This window comes from Microcoleus sp. PH2017_05_CCC_O_A, from assembly GCF_020738785.1.
Taxonomy (GTDB): Bacteria; Cyanobacteriota; Cyanobacteriia; order Cyanobacteriales; family Microcoleaceae; genus Microcoleus.
In genome coordinates this window covers 19590-39552 of sequence record NZ_JAEQCB010000011.1, presented here as the reverse complement: position 1 = coordinate 39552, position 19963 = coordinate 19590, and the positions used below count along the sequence as shown (strand labels likewise).

The 19963-nt window shown below is 45.6% G+C and carries 9 protein-coding genes; 6 read left to right on the top strand and 3 right to left on the bottom strand.

The annotated features are described in order from the left end of the window. The first annotated feature begins 374 nt into the window (after window positions 1-374). The 4 genes from JGK20_RS03925 (at window position 375) to JGK20_RS03910 (ending at window position 12025) form a co-directional block, all read left to right on the top strand. Complete coding sequence (locus JGK20_RS03925; RefSeq protein ID WP_293229412.1) at window positions 375-5855, top strand: non-ribosomal peptide synthetase; 5481 nt, start codon at window positions 375-377, stop codon at window positions 5853-5855. 259 nt (window positions 5856-6114) lie between these two features. Next, a complete protein-coding gene (locus JGK20_RS03920; protein WP_293229409.1) occupies window positions 6115-9963 on the top strand; it encodes a type I polyketide synthase in 3849 nt (1282 codons plus the stop codon). 229 nt (window positions 9964-10192) lie between these two features. Beyond that, complete coding sequence (locus JGK20_RS03915; RefSeq protein ID WP_293179913.1) at window positions 10193-10783, top strand: transposase; 591 nt, start codon at window positions 10193-10195, stop codon at window positions 10781-10783. A gap of 198 nt (window positions 10784-10981) precedes the next feature. Next, complete coding sequence (locus JGK20_RS03910; protein WP_293229406.1) at window positions 10982-12025, top strand: methyltransferase; 1044 nt, start codon at window positions 10982-10984, stop codon at window positions 12023-12025. A gap of 133 nt (window positions 12026-12158) precedes the next feature. On the opposite strand, the gene JGK20_RS03905 is transcribed toward JGK20_RS03910, so the two are convergent. The 3 genes from JGK20_RS03905 to JGK20_RS03895 all read right to left on the bottom strand — a co-directional run bounded on the left by JGK20_RS03905 (window position 12159) and on the right by JGK20_RS03895 (window position 15461). Then, window positions 12159-12935 (bottom strand): ABC transporter permease, encoded by a 777-nt coding sequence (locus JGK20_RS03905; protein WP_293190902.1) that lies wholly within the window; start codon window positions 12933-12935, stop codon window positions 12159-12161. Window positions 12936-13116: 181 nt separating this feature from the next. Next, window positions 13117-13836, bottom strand: a complete 720-nt coding sequence (locus JGK20_RS03900; protein ID WP_293179922.1) for an HAD-IA family hydrolase — start codon at window positions 13834-13836, stop codon at window positions 13117-13119. A gap of 431 nt (window positions 13837-14267) precedes the next feature. After that, a complete protein-coding gene (locus JGK20_RS03895) occupies window positions 14268-15461 on the bottom strand; it encodes an NAD(P)/FAD-dependent oxidoreductase (RefSeq protein WP_293211832.1) in 1194 nt (397 codons plus the stop codon). 497 nt (window positions 15462-15958) lie between these two features. On the opposite strand from JGK20_RS03895, the gene JGK20_RS03890 reads away from it, so the two are divergent. Beyond that, window positions 15959-19009, top strand: coding sequence for a PAS domain S-box protein (locus tag JGK20_RS03890; RefSeq protein ID WP_293229403.1), 3051 nt, complete (start codon window positions 15959-15961; stop codon window positions 19007-19009). A gap of 194 nt (window positions 19010-19203) precedes the next feature. Then, the gene (locus JGK20_RS03885; protein ID WP_293179931.1) at window positions 19204-19641 is read left to right on the top strand and encodes a DCC1-like thiol-disulfide oxidoreductase family protein; all 438 of its coding nucleotides are present in this window, start codon (window positions 19204-19206) and stop codon (window positions 19639-19641) included. Window positions 19642-19963 lie beyond the last annotated feature (322 nt).

The following is a 19963-nucleotide window of genomic DNA, read 5'->3' as shown; positions in this document are numbered from 1 at the left end:
GGCAATACCCTTTTTCAAGGGTTTTGCTACATCAGTCATGGATGCAAGTTTCACATTAAAGAAAGGTACGTTGTTGCGCTTGAGCGCTCTCATGTATCAACTAGAGCGCTCAAGCGCAACAACGTACCTAATTTTCGGACATTAGCGCTAAGTGAACCTTATAGAAATATAATAGGTGAGTTTAGGAATAGCAACTAAAATATAACGATGCCAGTGACTAGGTTTATGGGCTTGTATAAAGGGGTTTAACCCCTTATGTATGACGGCATTTTTGTTAATAATTTAAGCCTTTTGGCTGGATCAGCTTAACTCAGCAATAGTTACGAAAAAAAAGAAAAAAAAACTCTGTATACCTCGATATAAGGAAAAATAAAATGTTAGATAATTTCCCGGATAGGTGCATTCACGAACTATTTGAGTTCCAAGTAGAGCGATCGCCTGATGCCATTGCCGTAATTTTTGAAGGGAAGCAGCTAACTTATCAGGACTTAAACTCTCAAGCTAACCAGTTGGCACATTATCTGAAGACTGTGGGTGTTGGGCCAGAGGTATTGGTGGCAGCCTGTGTGGAGCGATCGCTGGAGATGGTTGTAGGTCTATTAGGTATTCTGAAAGCAGGGGGAGCTTATGTACCGCTAGATCCGCATTATCCGGCAAATAGACTGGCATTTATGTTGGAACATTCCCAAACGCCAGTGTTGCTTACACAACAGCATTTAGTCGAGTCTCTTCCCTCGCATCAAGCGCGTGTCATCTGTTTGGATGGGAATTTAGAAACTGTCGATCGCTCCAGAGAGGAAAATCCAGACAGTGGGGTGACATCGGATAATTTAGCTTATGTGATTTACACATCCGGCTCAACTGGTCAACCGAAGGGAGTAGCGATCGAGCATGGGGGTGCTGTCAACACTCTACTCGATATCAACCAACGCTTTGAAGTGGGAGCGGGCGATCGGGTCTTAGCTCTATCTTCCCTGAGCTTTGACCTATCGGTATATGATATTTTCGGCTTGCTGGCAGCAGGAGGAACTGTTGTAATCCCTCAAGTATCAGCAACGCCAGATCCCGCTCACTGGGTCGATTTGATAGTGCAAGCACAAGTCACTATCTGGAACTCTGCACCGGCATTGATGCAGATGCTGGTAGATTATGCCGCTGTTCATAGCAAAGATTTATCTTCGTCTCTGCGATTAGTCCTTCTCAGCGGCGATTGGATACCTTTGACTTTGCCAGATCAAATCAAAAATTTAGTTTCTAGGTGGGTGTCGGAAAGTTTAGATTTAGATATTGAACCTCAGTTGAGTAGGGCGGGCGTCCAGCCCGGCCAGTGCCTTGATTCAAGCTCTCAGCTAGACGAATCTTTAATCCCTGCTGTCATCGGCTTAGGAGGTGCAACGGAGGCTTCTATCTGGTCGATTTTATATCCCATCGAAACAATAGACCCCACCTGGAAAAGTATCCCTTACGGTGGGTCAATGACCAACCAGCATTTTTATGTGCTCGACGAAGCGATGGAACCATGTCAAGAGGGAGTAGTCGGAGAGCTTTATATTGGGGGAATTGGTCTAGCCCGATGCTATTGGCGAGATGAGGAAAAGACTAGCAAACGCTTCATCACTCATCCCCATACAGGCGATCGGCTTTACTGTACTGGCGATTTGGGTAGCTATCTGCCGGATGGCAATATCGAGTTTATAGGCCGCATCGACCACCAAGTGAAAATTCGCGGTTTCCGCATTGAACTAGGCGAGATTGAAGCGGTGCTGGGACAACACCCCGACGTGCAGGTAGCAGTGGTAGCAGCACAAGAAGATGTCCCCGGACAGAAGCGCTCGATCGCCGCTTATGTTGTTTCCAAGGTCACCGCAGAACGAATACCCTTTAAAAGCGAGTGTTTAGCAGAATTTGATGGCGATCGCTCAGTTAAGTTAGAAACAGAAGACATATCGATCAGTGGGATTGGCGCGATCGGAGTGCCAGATAATTGGTCAAAAGGTAAACGCCTGCACTTGCGCCTCGTGCTACCGGGAGATACCGAAGAGCGATGTTTTGAGGGAACTGTCGCTTGGTGTCAAGGAAATCAGGCAGGAATTGAGTTATCTCTCACAGCGAGTGAAAAAGCTGTGATTCAGCAGAGTATGGACTACCTCCTAGAAACTCAAGGCTTCTTAAAATTTTTGCAACGCACGACAGCGGGCAAGTTGCGTAACTTCCTGAAAGATAAGTTGCCAGACTATATGGTGCCTTCCAGCTTTGTGTTCCTGAAAACCATGCCGCTCACGCCCAACGGCAAAATAGACCGTCAGAAGCTGCTAGCGCCTGCCATTAAAATTCCCGAACTAGGACAAGATTATGTGGCACCTCAAACTCCTGTGGAAGATGTGGTGGCAGGAATCTGGGCCGAAGTTCTGGGACTAGAGCGAGTGGGTATTCGCGACAATTTCTTAGAATTGGGAGGTCACTCTCTGGTAGTCACGCAGATTGCAACTCGAATCCGAGACACTTTCCAGGTAGAGTTACCTTTGCGTACCTTGTTTGAGTCTGCCACAGTCGCCGATCTGGCTCGCAATCTGGAAATCGCCAGTCAAAAATCTCCAACACCCCAGCCTTCCTCGATTCAACCGATTTCGCGGCATCGGGACTTACCTCTATCCTTCAGCCAGCAACAACTGTGGTTTTTATGTCAACTGGCTCCCGATCTACCTTTTTATAACGAACCGATTACCATTCGCCTACCTGGTTCCGTCAACATTGCTGCTCTGGAGCGCAGCATCAACGAAATCATCAAGCGTCACGAAATTTTGCGAACGACCTTTGCTGTCGTGGATGGGCAGCCAGTGATGGTGATTCAAGATGCCTTTAATTTCATCCTGCCAGTGGTGAATATTGGGGAATTGCCAGAGGCAGAACGGGAGTCTGAAGCATTGCGGCTGGGAACTTTGGAAGCGCAGCAGCCTTTTGACCTTACCCAAGGGCCACTGCTGCGGGGTACTCTCATGCGGTTGGGCGAGGCTGATTACAGGTTGTTCCTGACCATACACCACATCGCGATCGATGGTGTTTCTTTGTACAGCTTGTTTATGAAGGAACTGGCGACACTCTACAGCGCCTTTTCTTTGGGCGGGCGATCGCCCCTGCCAGAACTGCCGGTTCAGTTTGCGGACTTTGCCTATTGGCAACGGCAATGGCTACAGCCAGAGGTGCTGGAAAACCAACTGAGATACTGGAAACAGCAACTAGCGAATCTGTCAACGCTGCAACTGCCCACAGATCGATCGCGATCGCCAATCCAAACTTTTCGGGGTGCAAGGCAATGTCTAGCGCTACCTCAAACTTTGAGCGAGGCGATCGCGAAATTGAGTCAGAAAGAAGGCGTTACCCTCTACATGACACTGCTGGCAGCGTTCAAAACCTTGCTCTATCGCTACACGGGGCAGACCGATATTGTTGTAGGCACTGTCACCGCAGGACGCAACCAGCCCGAGATTCAGCAGCTAATTGGGTGCTTCGTCAACACTTTGGTACTGCGTACCGATTTCAAGGACAACCCTACTTTCCGGCAGTTGCTCGAAAGGATGCGGGAAGTGACTTTGGAAGCATTTGCTTGCCAAGATGTGCCTTTTGAGAAGTTGGTAGAAGCACTGCAACCGGAGCGAAATTTGGGTCAAAACCCGCTGTTCCAAGTTGCTTTTGTTCTCCAACCCCCAATGTCAGGCGTTAATTCGATTCTGAATTGGAGCCAGTTAGATATTGATACCGAAACGGCAAAGTTTGATTTAACCCTGGAATTACAGGAGACATCCGAGGGCATAGTCGGTCGTTTTGAGTACAGCATAGATTTGTTTAATGCTGACACGATCGATCGGATGGTTGGACATTTCCAAACCCTGCTGGAAGGAATCGTCTCTAATCCAGAGCAAAAAATCTCAGAATTACCCCTTTTAACTGAGTGGGAACGGCAGCAGTTAGTAGCGTGGAATAATACCGCAACCGATTACCCTCAAAATGCGTGCATACACCAGTTGTTTGAAGAGCAGGTAGAGCGATCGCCAGATGCTATTGCCCTAGTATTTGAAGACCAACAACTTACCTATAAAGAGCTGAACCAACGAGCAAACCAGTTAGCGCATTATCTGGGCAAATTAGGTGTCACCGCTGAAGTAATGGTGGGAATTTGTGTAGAGCGTTCCTTGGAGATGGTAGTGGGACTGCTGGGTATTCTCAAAGCTGGCGGGGCTTATGTACCACTAGATCCAGCTTATCCGCCAGAGCGTTTGGCCTTGATGTTAGAAGATGCCCAAGTACCAGTGCTGCTGACTCAGAGGCGGTTAGTTGAATCTCTTCCCAAACACCAAGCGCGAGTTGTCTGTCTGGACACAGATTGGGAAATTATTGAGCGACAGAGTGAGGAAAATCCTGAATGCAGCTTAACCTCTGAGAACCTGGCTTATGTGATTTACACTTCCGGGTCTACAGGGAAGCCAAAAGGCGTACTTGTCGGGCATCGAGGACTATGCAACCTGGCTATAGCACAGATTCAGATATTCGACGTACAACCGAACAGCAGAGTTCTCCAATTTGCTTCCTTGAGCTTTGATGTTGCAACTTCCGATTGGGTTATTGCCTTGTGTTCGGGAGCAACTCTCTGTATCGCAATCAATAATGCTCTTTTGGCAGGTTCTGATTTGATTGAGGTATTGCGCGATCGAGCTATTACCCACATTGAATTACCAGTAGCAGTCTTGGGAGTTGTTCCTTTTGAAGAGCTTTCTACATTGCAAACAATTATTGTTGGGGGAGAAACTGTTTCCGTCGATGTTGTGGCTAAGTGGGCACCGGGTCGTCGATTCTTTAACGCTTATGGGCCGACCGAATCCACCGTTTGTGCAACGATCGCCGAATGTACCGATAGTCAAGAGCCGCCGTCCATCGGTCGCCCGATCGCCAATACGCAAGTTTATCTGTTGGATGCCCATTTGCAGCTTATGCCGATCGGCATTCCCGGAGAAATCTATATTGGCGGTGCTGGTTTAGCGCGGGGCTACCTCAACCGACCTGAACTAACTGCGGAACGCTTTATTCCCAACCCCTTTAGCAACGAACCGGGTTCTCGCCTCTATAAAACAGGCGACTTAGCTCGCTACTTACCCGATGGCAATATCGAATTTCTAGGCCGCATCGATCACCAAGTAAAAATTCGGGGCTTCCGCATCGAATTAGGAGAAATTGAGGCGGTATTAAGCCAACACCCAGATGTGCAGGAGTCTCTAGTTATCAGCCGCTCCGATGTCTCCGGCAACCAGCGCTTAGTCGCTTATATTATTTCCAACCTCGGACTAGAACACACAGATTTCGGCAGTTGGCGAAACTTTTTGAAGCAAAAACTGCCCGACTATATGGTGCCTTCCAGCTTTGTATTTTTGCCTAATTTCCCACTTACACCCAATGGCAAAGTAGACCGTAAGGCACTGCCTGAACCTGAGGCTATTAACCCAGAGTTGTCAGCAACTTATGTGGCTCCTCAAACTGAGATAGAACAAAATATCGCTACTGTTTGGCAACAGCTATTACACTTGGAAAAAGTAGGTGTAGATGATAATTTCTTCGATTTAGGAGGTCATTCATTATTGATGGCTCAGGCTCACAGCCAACTGCGCGAAGTGGTGGACAGAGATGTGTCAATCGTTGAAATGTTTAAATATCCAACCATCAGATCTTTGGCTAAATATTTAAGTGAGGAGCCTGAAGAACAATCCTCTGTTGGGTCAAGTCAAGAGCGGATTAAAAAACAAAAAGACGCCATGAACCGCCAAAAGCAAAAACAAGCCCTAAAGGGAAAAAATAAAAATCGATAGCTCTAAATTTTCCAAATGAGGTACGTAGTTGCGCTCTTAGGTACGTTGTTGCGCTTCAGCGCTCCGGAAGGAGGCTCAAGCCCAACAACATACCATCCCGAAAGAGGGCTAAAGCCCAACAACATACCATCCTCAAAGAGGGCTAAAGCCCAACAACATACCTAAGAGGGCTAAAGCCCAACAACGTACCTAAGAGGGCTAAAGCCCAACAACGTACCTAATCAATTGTCCAAAGTATTGTTACCAGGAAAGAATCAAAATGGATAACTCTGAAAAAACCACCCAATCTTCTCTAGAAGGTATCGCGATCGTCGGCATGGCGGGTCGCTTTCCTGGCGCGAAAAATGTTGATGAGTTTTGGCAAAACCTGCGTGATGGTGTTGAATCTATTTCTTTCTTCTCCGAACAAGAACTAGAATCTTTCGGGATTGACGAGTCAGTCGTGCGCGATCCTCGCTATGTAAAAGCCAGAGCGGTACTAGCAGATATTGAGTTGTTTGATGCTTCATTCTTTGGGTTGAATCCTAGAGAAGCTGAAATCACAGATCCACAACACCGCTTTTTCTTGGAATCGGCTTGGCAGGCTCTAGAAAATGCGGGCTACAACTCGGAAACTTACGAAGGTGCGATTGGGGTTTACGCAGGCGCAGGGAGTTTCAATACTTATTTTTTGAATAACCTTTATCCGAATCGTCAGCTTAGAGAATCTGTGGGAGATTTCCAACTTACGATCGCCAATGAGAAAGATTTTCTGTCAACTCGCGTTTCTTATAAATTAAACTTGAAGGGGCCGAGTGTTACTGTCCAAACAGCCTGTTCAACTTCATTAGTTGCGATCGGCATGGCTTGCCAAAGTTTGCTAAATTACCAATGCGATATGGCTTTGGCTGGTGGCGTTTCTATAGGCGTCAATCAAAAGACAGGCTATTTTTATAAAGAGGGCATGATTCTTTCTCCAGACGGGCACTGTAGGGCTTTTGATGCTAATGCACAGGGAACTGTTAGCGGTAGCGGTGTGGGAATTGTGGTTTTGAAAAGATTAGAGGAGGCGATCGCAGATGGAGATTATATTCATGCGGTAATCAAAGGTTGCGCTATTAATAACGATGGTGCTCTGAAAGTTGGCTACACAGCTCCTAGTATAGACGGTCAGGCGCAGGCGATCGCAGATGCCTTAGCAATAGCCGAGATTCCCCCTGAAACCGTCAGCTATATAGAGGCTCACGGCACTGGAACACCCCTCGGCGATCCGATCGAAATCGCTGCGCTGACGCAAGCTTTCTCACTCGATACTAAGAAAAAAGGCTTTTGTGCGATCGGTTCGGCCAAAACCAATATCGGACATTTAGATACTGCGGCTGGTGTTGCTGGCTTAATCAAAACTGTCCAGGCTCTCAAACACCAGCTAATACCCCCTAGCTTGCATTTTGAACAGCCAAATCCTAAGATTGATTTTGCCAACAGTCCTTTTTATGTCAATACCCAACTTTCCGAATGGAAAGCAGGTAAATCACCCCGTCGTGCTGGAGTTAGTTCTTTTGGCATTGGTGGAACTAATGCTCATGTAGTTCTTGAAGAAGCGCCTATTGCAGAAGCATCAGGAGAATCTCGCCCATCGCAACTATTAGTTTTGTCGGCAAAAAGTAGCTCTGCACTTAATAGTGCTACTGCCAACTTAAGCAAGTATTTGCAACAAAATACCGAGGTAAATTTGGCTGATGTGGCTTACACGCTGCAAGTCGGTCGAAAGGCTTTTAATCATCGACGCATAGTGGTTTGCAATGACAGTCAAGATGGTTTTACAGCCCTTGAGAATCTCGATCCAAAACGAGTTTTTACCAACTTCCCAGAGTCCAAAAATCCACCTGTCGTATTTATGTTTTCAGGACAGGGTTCGCAGTACATCAATATGAGCTTGGAGGTTTACCAAGTTGAACCAACATTTCGCGAACAGATCGATCTATGTTCGGAAATTCTGAAACCTTACTTGGGCATTGACTTGCGCCACGTACTTTATCCAAGCGCAGCAGAAGCAGAAGCAGCTACCAACCAACTAACACAGACTGCGATCGCACAACCTGCACTATTTGCGATCGAATATGCTTTAGCTAAATTGTGGATGTCTTGGGGAGTGCATCCTCAAGCAATGATTGGTCATAGCATTGGCGAATATGTAGCAGCTTGTTTGGCTGGTGTGTTCTCCTTGGAAGAGGGCTTATCCTTGGTAGCTGCACGAGGTAAATTGATGCAACAACTGCCTGCTGGTTCCATGCTTGCAGTGCCACTGACAGAACAGCAAGTCAAACCCTTACTCGGCAATAAGCTGGATCTAGCTGCGATCAATGGAGCATCTATAAGCGTGGTTTCAGGTGCCACCGAGGCCGTAGATGAATTGGAACAAAAACTAAAAGAAAAAGGTGTAGAGTGTCGCAGGTTGCACACATCCCATGCCTTTCATTCACAAATGATGGAGCCAATTTTAGAGCCATTTACCGAACAGGTGAAAAAAGTCAAGCTCAAATCACCAAAAATTCCCTACATATCCAATGTTACTGGGAATTGGATTACAGCGGAAGAGGCGACAAGCCCCAGTTATTATGCTCAACATCTGCGTCAAACAGTAAGGTTTGCAGAGGGTTTACAACAGCTATTAAACCAGCCCAATCAAATATTGCTAGAAGTGGGTCCCGGACGGACATTGAACACGCTAGCAAAACAACATCACAATAAGCCTTCTGAACAGATTATACTTTCTTCATTGCGCCATCCGCAAGACCAAAAATCAGATGTAGCTTTCTTACTTACTACATTGGGTCAGCTTTGGCTAGGAGGAGTACAAATAGATTGGTCTCAATTTTATGCTGATGAGCAGCGTTATCGTCTCCCATTGCCAACCTATCCGTTTGAGCGCCAACGTTACTGGATTGAACCACCAGGAATCGAGCAACCGATTAAAATTGGATCTTTACCCGATGACAATTCCCCAAATGTAGATTCAGCACAACTCCATTCTCGACCGAATCTACAAAATACTTATAGTGTTCCTAGAGATGAAATGGAGCAAACTATTGCTACGATATGGCAAGAATTTCTGGGGATTGAGCAAGTGGGAATTGATGATGACTTTTTTGAGTTAGGGGGGGATTCATTATTGGCAGTTCAACTAATAACTAAGTTAAACGAAAAACTGCAAAAAAACTTGTCTCCCCACAGCCTGTTACAATCATCAACTATTGCAGCTTTGGCTGAATTAATTAAAGATGATTCCGAGTTGTCTGCGAGTGATAATCGGCAATCCCAGTCAGCTTCTGAGTCCTTATTAGTGGAGATTCGGCGGGGGAGTTTGAAACAACCTTTGTTTTTAGTGCATCCGGTAGGCGGACACGTTTACATTTATCGGGATTTGGCACGTTATCTCGGTTCAGAGCGGCCTATTGTGGGAATACAAGCACCTGCTTCGGTTGATGAAACAGATGCCTGTACTACAGTTGAGGAAATGGGAACTCGCTATATCGAAGCTTTGCAGATTCGCCAACCTGAAGGGCCCTATTTCCTAGGAGGTTCTTCCTTTGGTGGCACAGTTGCTTTTGAGATGGCGCAACAACTGAATGCGATCGGTCAAAAAGTAGCATTGCTAACTCTGATAGATACTCCTGGCCCCGGTCAAATGCCTGTTTTAGAGACAGAAGATGATACAGCAATTCTGGTTTATATACTAGGTGTTGGTTTCGATCTGTCTCTTTCTTTGGATGTCCTCCAACAGCTTGAGCAAGATGAGCAACTTCTCTACTTTTTAGAGCAAGTAAAGATTGCTAATAGGGTAGTTCCTCCCGATTTTGGATTGCCTGAGATTCGTCACTTTCTTCATCTGTTTAAAGTACACGGTCAAGCTATGCGAAATTACATCCCTCAAGCTTATCCGGGTCGAATTATCTTTTTTCGTGCTAGCGAACAAAATGAAGTTAATCCTAAAAATCCTGAATTGCCATGGATTGAGGTGGCTGGGGGAGGGATAGAGGTTCGAGAGGTGCCGGGAAATCATATTACTATGAATTACCCTCCTCATGTTCAGGTTATGGCCCAACAACTTAGAGAATATATTGATTAGGTACTGATTAGGTACGTTTTAGGTACGTTGTTGGGCTTTAGCCCTCTTTCAGAGCTCTGAAGCACAACTACGAGCCTTTCGGAGCGCTGAAGCGCAACTACGTACCTTTCGGAGCGCTGAAGCGCAACTACGTACCTTTTGGAGCGCTGAAGCGCAACTACGTACCTTTCGGAGCGCTGAAGCGCAACTACGTACCTTTTAGAGCGCTGAAGCGCAACTACTTACCTTTATGTATGAATATCGGAAATTAACTTTAGAAGAACGGGTGCAACTTGTTAATGAAAGGTTGGCTAAGGGATATCCTGCTCATTCTCCACCTCATCCAGTGCGAGATTTTGAATTTTATCATCTTACAGTTAGTTGTTTTGAGCATAAATCTCGGATTAATACTCAGGAACGCCGTCACCAACTTTTAGATTCAATTTTTGAGAAGTTTATTTCCGATGGTATCGAAATTAATGCTTGGGTAGTTTTACCGAATCATTATCATCTCTTAGTCCATCATGTTAATATGCCACAATTAAGTGTGCTATTTCGTTCGATTCACGGCCCCTTGGCTCGACAATGGAATCTTGAGGATCGTGTTACAGGTAAAGTGTGGTGTTCATTTAGCGATCGCGCTATTCGTTCCGAAAGGCATTATTATACAACTATTAATTACATCAATTACAATCCTGTCAAACATGGCTGGGCAAAATCTCCTTATGATTGGTCAGCAAGTAGCGTACATTGGTATTTAGAGTATCAAGGAAGAGAGTGGCTAAGAAGTGCATGGACAGAATATCCGGTAAGAGATTATGGAAAAGGATGGGATGATTAAGGTAGGTAGTTAAAGGTACGTAGTTGCGCTTCAGCGCTCTTAGGGCTCGCATCCCAACAACATACCAACCAGGTACGTAGTTGCGCTTCAGCGCTCTTAGGGCTCGCATCCCAACAACATACCAAAGTGCTCTTGGGGCTGAAGCCCAACAACATACCAACAACTTATAATTGAAGATTGTAATTCACAGGATAACTCATGGTTTTATATACAGAAAATGCCCAACCTGAAGGCGAAAAATCATCGTCAGTGCTACTAGAAATGATGTATGGATTTAAAATATCCCAGGCTCTTTTTGTAGCGGCTAAACTGGAAATTGCAGATATTCTGAGTGATGGTTCTAAGACTGCTGATGAACTTGCGGAAGCTGCTGGGGTAAATTCTCAGGGTATTTATCACCTGATGCGTATGCTAGTAAGTGTTGGTGTGTTTTCTATGGAAGATAATGATAAGTTTTGCTTGAATGCTCTGGGCAAGCATCTCTTGACTGGTACTTCTGATTCTTTGCGAGGTACGGTTCTGGCAATGGGTGATGAACTATATCAGGGATGGGGGAATTTATTGTACAGTATAAAGACGGGAGAAACGGCTTTTGAACATACTTTTAAGATGAGTTTTTATAGCTATTTGACGCAGAATTCTGAGGCGGCTATAAATTTCAATGAGTGGATGAAGGAGACAACAAGGGAGTGGCTGCTTCCGGTGCTTGAAGCTTATGATTTTTCAGGATTTAAGACGCTTGTGGATGTTGGAGGGGGCATTGGAACTCTAACGGCTGTTATTCTGAATGCAAATCCCCAAATGCAAGCTATTTTGTTCGATCGCGAAGATGTTATTGTGGATGCACCTCAGGTTTTGCACGCGGCTGGAGTTGCAGATAGGTGTGAAGTAGTTGGAGGCAGCTTTTTTGAAGCGGTTCCGCGTGGTGGGGATCTTTACTTGCTCTCTCGTGTCCTCCTCAATTGGGATGATGAGCGTGCTATTACAATTCTTAAAAATTGCTATCAAGCTATGACAGCTAACGATCGCCTGCTGATTGTTGATTTTATGTTGCCTTCAGGCAAAATGTCGCCTTTTATTGGTATGGGTAGCCTAACTTTGTTTGTGATAGGCGGTACTTTTATGCGGAGGGAAGATGAATTTTATCATTTGCTTTCCTCTGCTGGCTTTAAAGTGACTGATACGATCGCCACAAAAGGGCCTGCAAGTGCGATCGAGGCGGTAATAACCAATCCTAGTTAGCCACTCCTTTTATGATTGGGCGGTTGAGACCGCTTGTGGACAAATGAAATGGGTGCATCTCACTTTGTACAAAGCAAAACTGAGATACTCTCAGCGAAGTCAGCCGACGCGGACTAATGAGTGCGGACTTCCTTCAGTCTTGTTGGGTAGAAAACTGGCGGGCGCCGATCGCAGAAAAGGCGATCGCAGCCACCAACAAAACAGGTATGCTGTACCAAGGAAACTTGGCGATATCGTAAGCAGCAGCCCTCAATCCAATACTGGCATAAGTCAGCGGTAACAGATAAACTATCCCTTTCAGGGCTACTGGTAGCGACGCGGGGTCGAAAAATGTCGCGCCCAAAAATGACATCGGAGTTATCAGAAAATTGTTGTACAATCCGACTGATTCGAGAGATTTTACGTTTAAACCCACTATCACTCCCAGGCCCGCAAATACAGCGGAGTTGAGAATTATCACTAACAAAAATAGCGGATGCAAAAATACTAGCTTTTGAGTAAACACAACTGCTACTAAAATCACGGAAACCGAAGTTAGCAGTCCCCGCAGTATTCCGGCTAGCATTTTGCCTGCGTGCAAAGCTAGGGGGTGTACCGGCAGCAGTAGCAATTCCTCAAATGTTTTACTAAAAAGGCGTTCGCCACAAATAGAAAATACTGCGCCTGTAAAACTTACTGTCATCGATGAAAGTGCAACCATTCCCGGCAGCATGAATTCTAGATAATTGCCACCAATTGCCGGTTTAGGCATGGAACTGCCCAACCCGAAACCAAAAGCTAGAATGTAAATTAATGGGGATGTTAAACCAGCGGCGGCAATTGGCAGGATTCGGACTCGCAAATCTAGCCATTCTCCCCAAAACACGGTCATTGTGTCTGTTAGTATAGTTTGAATTGAGTTTTGTTTCATGGCGAGGTGATTTGCATAATAGATATCAAGTTCTGTTAATTAACGGGACTAATGACCGTAGTAAAATTGGTTTGTAGTGAGGACTTTAGTCCGCATCAAAAAGGACTAAAGTCCTCACTACAAACCTTTTGGATGGCGGGTAATTGACCGGACATGATTTTACATCTTGCTCATTATCCGGTTAAAAGGTTAAATAATCAAGGCTGCTGCACTGTTCTAATTTAGTTTCAGTTAAAGGCAATGTGCCGGATTCTACTTTTTCCTGTTCTCGGTTCAACCAAATTGCTTTTAAGCCTGCGGATTTGGCGCCGCAATAATCGGCTTTGAAGCTGTCGCCGATATGCCAGACATTCTCGGCTGTGCAGTTGTGCTTTTGCAAAGCTGCGGTGAAAATTTCCGGCTGGGGTTTTGCTGCACCTACTTCGGTGGAAATTGTCACTGATGTGAAATATTCTGCTAAATTGAGTGCTTTTAATACTGGATAAAGTCGCGAGTCGAAATTCGAGACTACTGCTAATTCGATTCCTTGTTGCTGCCATTTATTTAAGGCTGGGAATACGTCGGGATAGACGAACCAAGGTTCGGGGGTGGCAAAATGAGCGTAGAGTTCGGCAAAAAATTTGGGAAAGTCTGAAAATTGATTGAAAACGCCTGCTATTTGAAAAGCTTTTGCCGAAACTGCTAGCCACCACTCAAATTCTAGTTGGGGAATTTTTGCTGCTTCGATTCCTGGAAATGTCATCGGATTTGCTGAGGCGAAGCTTTGGTAAAATGCTGTATTTAAGTCTTTACTATTAACTGTTACTCCGAAGTTTTTGGCTAGTTTTGCGTAGACTTCGCCGACGCTACCGCGAACGTAAAATAGTGTGCCTGCTGCATCTAAAAAGATAGTTTTTGTCATTGGTTAGAATGAATTTGAAAACGAGTAATATAATACCGGGCGAAGGTCATTCGCGTCTACACAAACACTCACGTGCCTCCGCAGGTTGAAGAACCAGAATCAGAATAATACCGTGCGAAGGTCATTCGCGTCTACACAAACACTCACCTGCCTCCGCAGGTTGAAGAATCAGAATAATACCGGGCGAAGGTCATTCGCGTCTACACAAACACTCACGTGCCTCCGCAGGTTCAAGAATCAGAATAATACCGGGCGAAGGTCATTAAGTTATTTTTTTCAGTCCGCGGAGGCGGACATCGTTTGTGTAGACGCGAATTCTATTCGTACGTCTTATCTCAAAAAGATGAGGTATAACTGACAGCTTACATAACCGTTTAAACCAAGAGGGCTGAAGCCCAACAACGTACCTCATCTTTCTGATAACCGCTATATTACTTTTTCAGCAACTCCTGAATCGGCTTGCTAATCCAGTTGAAACCAACTTTTAGTTGGTGGTCAAATGTTGGCATTCGATAGAGATAGGCTAGGCGGCGTGCAATGTGTGCTAGTTGTCCGTCGAGTTTGATTCCTAAACCTGTCAGGGTGGCTTCGTCTATTCCTAATGTCATCATTTCTCCTAGCGGCTGGTACCGGAAAGGTAGTAATGGTCGATCGCTCAGGGATGCCCATATGTTCCATGCCGTGTAGTCAGCTTGCTGGAATGCTGTTTGGGCTGTTCCGGGGACTTTTTGACCTGTTGCGTCGTGACATTCGGCTAAGTCTCCCAAGGCAAATATGTCTGGATGGTCGATGATTTGCATCTGGGAGTTAACTATTAATTGACCGCGGTGGTTTTGTTTCAGGGGGAGCGATCGCACTGCTTGACTAACTTGGGTTCCTACTGTCCACAATACTATGTCTACGGGAAGAACATCTAATTGTCCTTTGTAGAGTAAGGATATGGTGTCGGATTCGATCGCCTCTACTGCTGTTTCTAAGTCGATCCAGACTTTGCGTTTTTCTAATGCTTTGTTGGCGGCTTCGCGGTTGAACTCGGGTGATGTCCGCAAAATCGTGTCGCCTTGCTCGATTAATCGGACGCGACCTTTGTCTCCGAGTCGATCGGCTAATTTACAAGCTAATTCTACTCCCGAATAACCGGCGCCGACGATCGCAATCCGAATTTTGTCGGGGTTGCTAGCTTCGAGAAACCGCAGTCTTTCTTCCAAGCGGTAGGCGTCGTCGAGGCTGCGGAAGGAATAAGCGTATTCAACGGCTCCTTTGACCATATCTAGGGGTGTTTCGCCACCTAAAGCTAAAACGAGGCGATCGCACGGAATTTCTGGCCCGTCGTGCAACTGCACTTGCTTGGACTCCACGTCGATGCCGGAGACAGTGCCTTGACAAAAGCGCACGCCTGTGTTTTGCAAGAGTTCCGCAAAGGGCGGCGCGATTTCCCAGGTTTGGAGTTCGCCGGTGAGGAGCTCGTACAGTAGGGGAACGAACAGGAAGCGATCGCGACGGTCAACTAGGACTATTTCGGGTTTTTCGGTTTTGGAGAAGGGTAACTGACTCAAGCGGAGGGCTGTGTGGAGTCCGCCGAAGCCTCCGCCGAGAATGCAAATCCGGGGTTGTTGTTGAGTCATGGTTTTTGTTTGAGGGCGATCGGTAGCAAGGCAACTTATCTTATTGTAACGAGAGTGGAGGATTGGGGGAGCGGGAGAGTCGGGGATTGCGGGATTGGGGGAGTTGGAGAATTGGAAAAATTTTCCCTGAACATCCATCCGTTACGGGTGCATCTCTGTTTTGCTTTTAATAGTGCGAGCGTCCCCGCTCGCTTGGTTCTATAAGCAAGCGAGCGGGGACGCTCGCACTGTAAAAAGAAATGATTTTTACAAAAATGAGATGCTCCATCCGTTACATCCGTTACATCGGTTATACAATCCCTTGCCGAACAGCCTTCTGCCTTCTACATAATATCCTTGATTAGCTTTGCCTATTATCCACCCTCAAATTTTTTGAATGTTCGGACAAGTAATTTTGTACTATATTAGTTGATAGCGTATTATTTCGCCAATTAAATTCACTTTTTATACAGCCATCTACTCTAACACTTGCCCCCGCAGTCACAAGTGAAAAAATCATGCAAATTTCCTCGAATTCTTCTAAAGTTAAGAATGGCGATCGCCATAACGAAGACAGCTCATCTTTGTTAAGCAGCGAAGAACGATATAAAAATTTAGTAGCTAATATTCCCGGTGCTGTATACCGCTGCAACTGCGAATGGACGGGATCCGATGGCGAATTAATACGGACAATGGCGTTTTTGAGCGAGGCTGTTCAAGAAATATCTGGCTATCCATCATCTGATTTTATCAACGATCGCGTCCGTTCTTTTGCGAGCATCATCCATCCTCAAGACCGCAAAAATATGGAGGAGGCTCTCATAAAAAGTGTAGCAACTAGAACTCCGTATATCCTGGAATACCGCATTCTCCGGGCTGACGGCGAAATTAGCTGGGTTTACGAAAAAGGTCAAGCTGTCTGCTGCGAGGGGGATGAGGCTAGAGAAAGAAAAGAGGGACAAGGGGAAATAGAGGAATTTTTGTCGGGTGTAGTTTCGTCGGTTTCGCCGATCGCAAATTCTCTGTGTCAGGTTGTCTATCTCGACGGAGTGATTTTGGATATTACTGAGCGCAAGCGCGCTGAGGAAAAGCTGCGAAAGACTCAAGATTTTCTGAATGCGGTACTGCAAAATCTGCCGGTTAGCGTCTTTATTAAAGATGCCGTGGAACAAAGATTTATTTATTGGAATGCTGCTAGCGAAGAATTGTTTGGCTATTCGAGGGACGAAGTGCTGGGAAATAATGCTGCTGACTTGTTGGAAGCAGATCAGGCAAATTACTTGCAAGCACAAGATTTAGAAGTATTTGCCACGGGAAAAGAGGTTGATATACCAGAAGAAATTATCCAACTTCCGCACCGGGGAAAACGGATTTTGCACACAAAAAAAGTTCCTTTGTTTGACGCTGATGGCGCGCCTAAGTACATTCTGGGTATTTCTCAAGATATTACCGAAAGCAAAAAAACTGAAACAGAATTGTCGCGCTTGGCCATCGTGGCTCAAAAAACGCAAAATGGTGTGATTATTACTGATGCTCAAGGCTGCATTGAATGGGTGAATGAAGCATTTACTCGGATTAGCGGTTACGTGTTAGAAGAAATGCTGGGAAAAAAACCGGGTGATGTGCTGCAAGGCCCTCAAACAGATCCATTAACTATTGCCCAATTGCGATCGGCTTTGGATAAAGGCGAGCCGTTTAATCAGGAAATTTACAATTACAGGAAGGATGGAAAGGGTTATTGGGTGGCGCTTTCGATCGCCCCGATTTATCGAGAAACCGGGGAACTTGAAGGTTTTATTGCGGTGGAAACTGATATTACCGATCGCAAACAAGCTACTGAATCTGTCAGGGAAAGCGAGAGTTATTACCGCTGCATCGTCGAAACTGCTTCGGAGGGCGTTTGGATGTTTGACGCCGACAGCAGCACGACTTTTGCGAACTGTCGGATGGCCGAAATGCTGGGGTATACTGTGGAGGAAATGCTGGGGCGATCGCTATTTGAGTTTATCGATGACGAGGCTCGGGAAATAGCCGAAAGTTATGTGCAGCGCAGGCGGCAAGGCATTCGCGAACGCCACGATTTTCAGTTTACCCGCAAAGATGGCTCTCACTTGTGGGCGATCGTCTCAGCGACACCAATGTTCGACGCTGACGGCGAATTTGCGGGGGTTTTGCGGATGATTACCGATATTAGCGATCGCAAACAAGCCGAAGCAGAATTGCGCCAAACTCTCCAAGAATTAGAATTTGAAAAATTTGCCTTAGATCAATCGGCAATTGTCTCAAATACCAACGAATTCGGCGTTATTACCTACGTCAACGAGCAATTCTGCGAACTGTTTAAATATTCTCGGGAAGAATTGAACGGCAAAACCCACAAACTTGTAAATTCCGGCTATCACCCAACTGATTTTTTCAAGCAGCTTTGGTCAACAATCCGCCAGGGAAATGTTTGGCGGGGAGAAATGAAAAATCAAGCTAAAGACGGCAGATTATTCTGGTTGGATACTACGATTGTACCTTTCTTAAATTCTCGGGGAGAACCCCATCAATATGTAGCAATTCGCAAAGATATTACCGATCGCAAACAAGCAGAAGAAGCTGTGCGGCTTTCCGAAAGTCAATTGAGGACTAAAAATGAAGAATTAGCGAAAGCCCTGCGGGACGTGCATAAAACTCAAAGCATGATGGTTCAAAATGAAAAAATGGTAAGTTTGGGGCAATTAGTAGCTGGCGTCGCTCACGAAATAAACAATCCAGTTAGCTTCATTTACGGCAACGTCATGCACGCTGACGATTACTTTCAAGACTTGCTAAAAATGCTGCAACTTTACCAGCGCGAATACCCGGAACCAACAGAGGCAATTCGAGAAGAAATAGATGATATAGATTTGAAATTTCTGCTCAAAGATTTGCCAAAGCTATTAACTTCAATGAAAATGGGAGCCGAGCGAATTCGCCAGATTGTGCTGTCACTGAAGAATTTCTCGCGATTGGATGAAGCAGAACAAAAACAGGTGGACATTCACGAAGGGATTGACAGCACTTTGTTGATTTTGCAGCACAGGTTGAAAGAAACAGCAGGACATCCGAAAATTACGCTGGTTAAAGAGTTCGGCAATTTGCCCCGCTTACAGTGTTATGCAGGACAGTTGAATCAGGTATTTATGAATATTATTGGCAATGCAATTGATGCTTTGGAAGAGGCAATGGAAACCGGACAGTGGGGCGACGGGGAACAGGCGCCTATTCCTTCTTGTCCTTCGCCGACGCTGCGGATTTGTACTGAGGTAAAATATGAACAGGCTGCTGTTTGTGCTGATTCTATTCGCCGTCCTTCTCATATTGTGATTCGGATTGCTGACAACGGGCCGGGGATTCCGATAGATGTTCATGAAAGGCTGTTCGATCCGTTTTTTACTACGAAAGAACCGGGGAAAGGTACTGGCTTGGGGCTGTCTATCAGTTATCAAATTGTGGTGGAAAAGCACGGCGGGCGGCTGAAGTGCAATTCTGCACCGGGTCAAGGTACGGAATTTGCGATCGAGATTCCTGTCGCTAGAAGTTAGCGGTAAAATTGGAAATTATGAGTTATAATTCCATAGATGCAGACGGCGGTTGAAACCGCGTCTATACAAACAATGTCCGCCTCCGCGGACTGAAGAAGATAATGTATTTTAACCGCATTGCCTTCAACCCGCGGAGGCGGGTTTTGCTTGTATAGAAGCGGTTTCAACCGCCCAGTTTTCTAGGTTATTGACTTATGAATTACAACGTAATTTACGACGGCAATTGCAATCTCTGCGTCACATTGGTGCAGTTACTAGAAAATCTAGATCGAGGCGAGAACTTTGAGTATATTTCCATGCAAGATTTAGAGGGATTAAAGCGGTTTGATATAACTGCTGAGGATTGCGAAATGGGGATGATTTTGATAGATAAGAATAATCCCGAAAAACGCTGGCAAGGTAGCGATGCAGCCGAGGAAATCGGGCGGATATTGCCTGCTGGCGAGGTGTTTGTGGCAGCTTACCGGGCAATGCCGGGGATGAAGTGGATGGGCGATCGCGTGTACGAACAAGTGCGCGATAACCGCTATACTTTGTTTGGCAAGCGATCGACAACTTACAAATCGGCTTATCCAGTGGGCTGTAGGTCGATCGACAATTGCGATAATCAAGACTTAAAATCAGGTTCGTAGTGAGGACTTCAGTCCTCTCCATCTGTGGTTCGTAGTAAGGACTTCAGTCCTCTCCATCTGTGGAGAATTTAAGTCAAGAAGGACTAAAGTCCTCACTACAAACCTGGACTTCAGTCCTCTCCATCTGTGGAGAATTTAAGTCAAGAAGGACTAAAGTCCTCACTACAAACCTGGACTTCAGTCCTCTTCATCTGTGGAGAATTTAAGTCAAGAAGGACTAAAGTCCTCACTACAAACCTGGACTTCAGTCCTCTGCATCTGTGGAGAATTTAGCTCAAGAAGGACTAAAGTCCTCACTACAAACCTGATTTATGATGAGTCA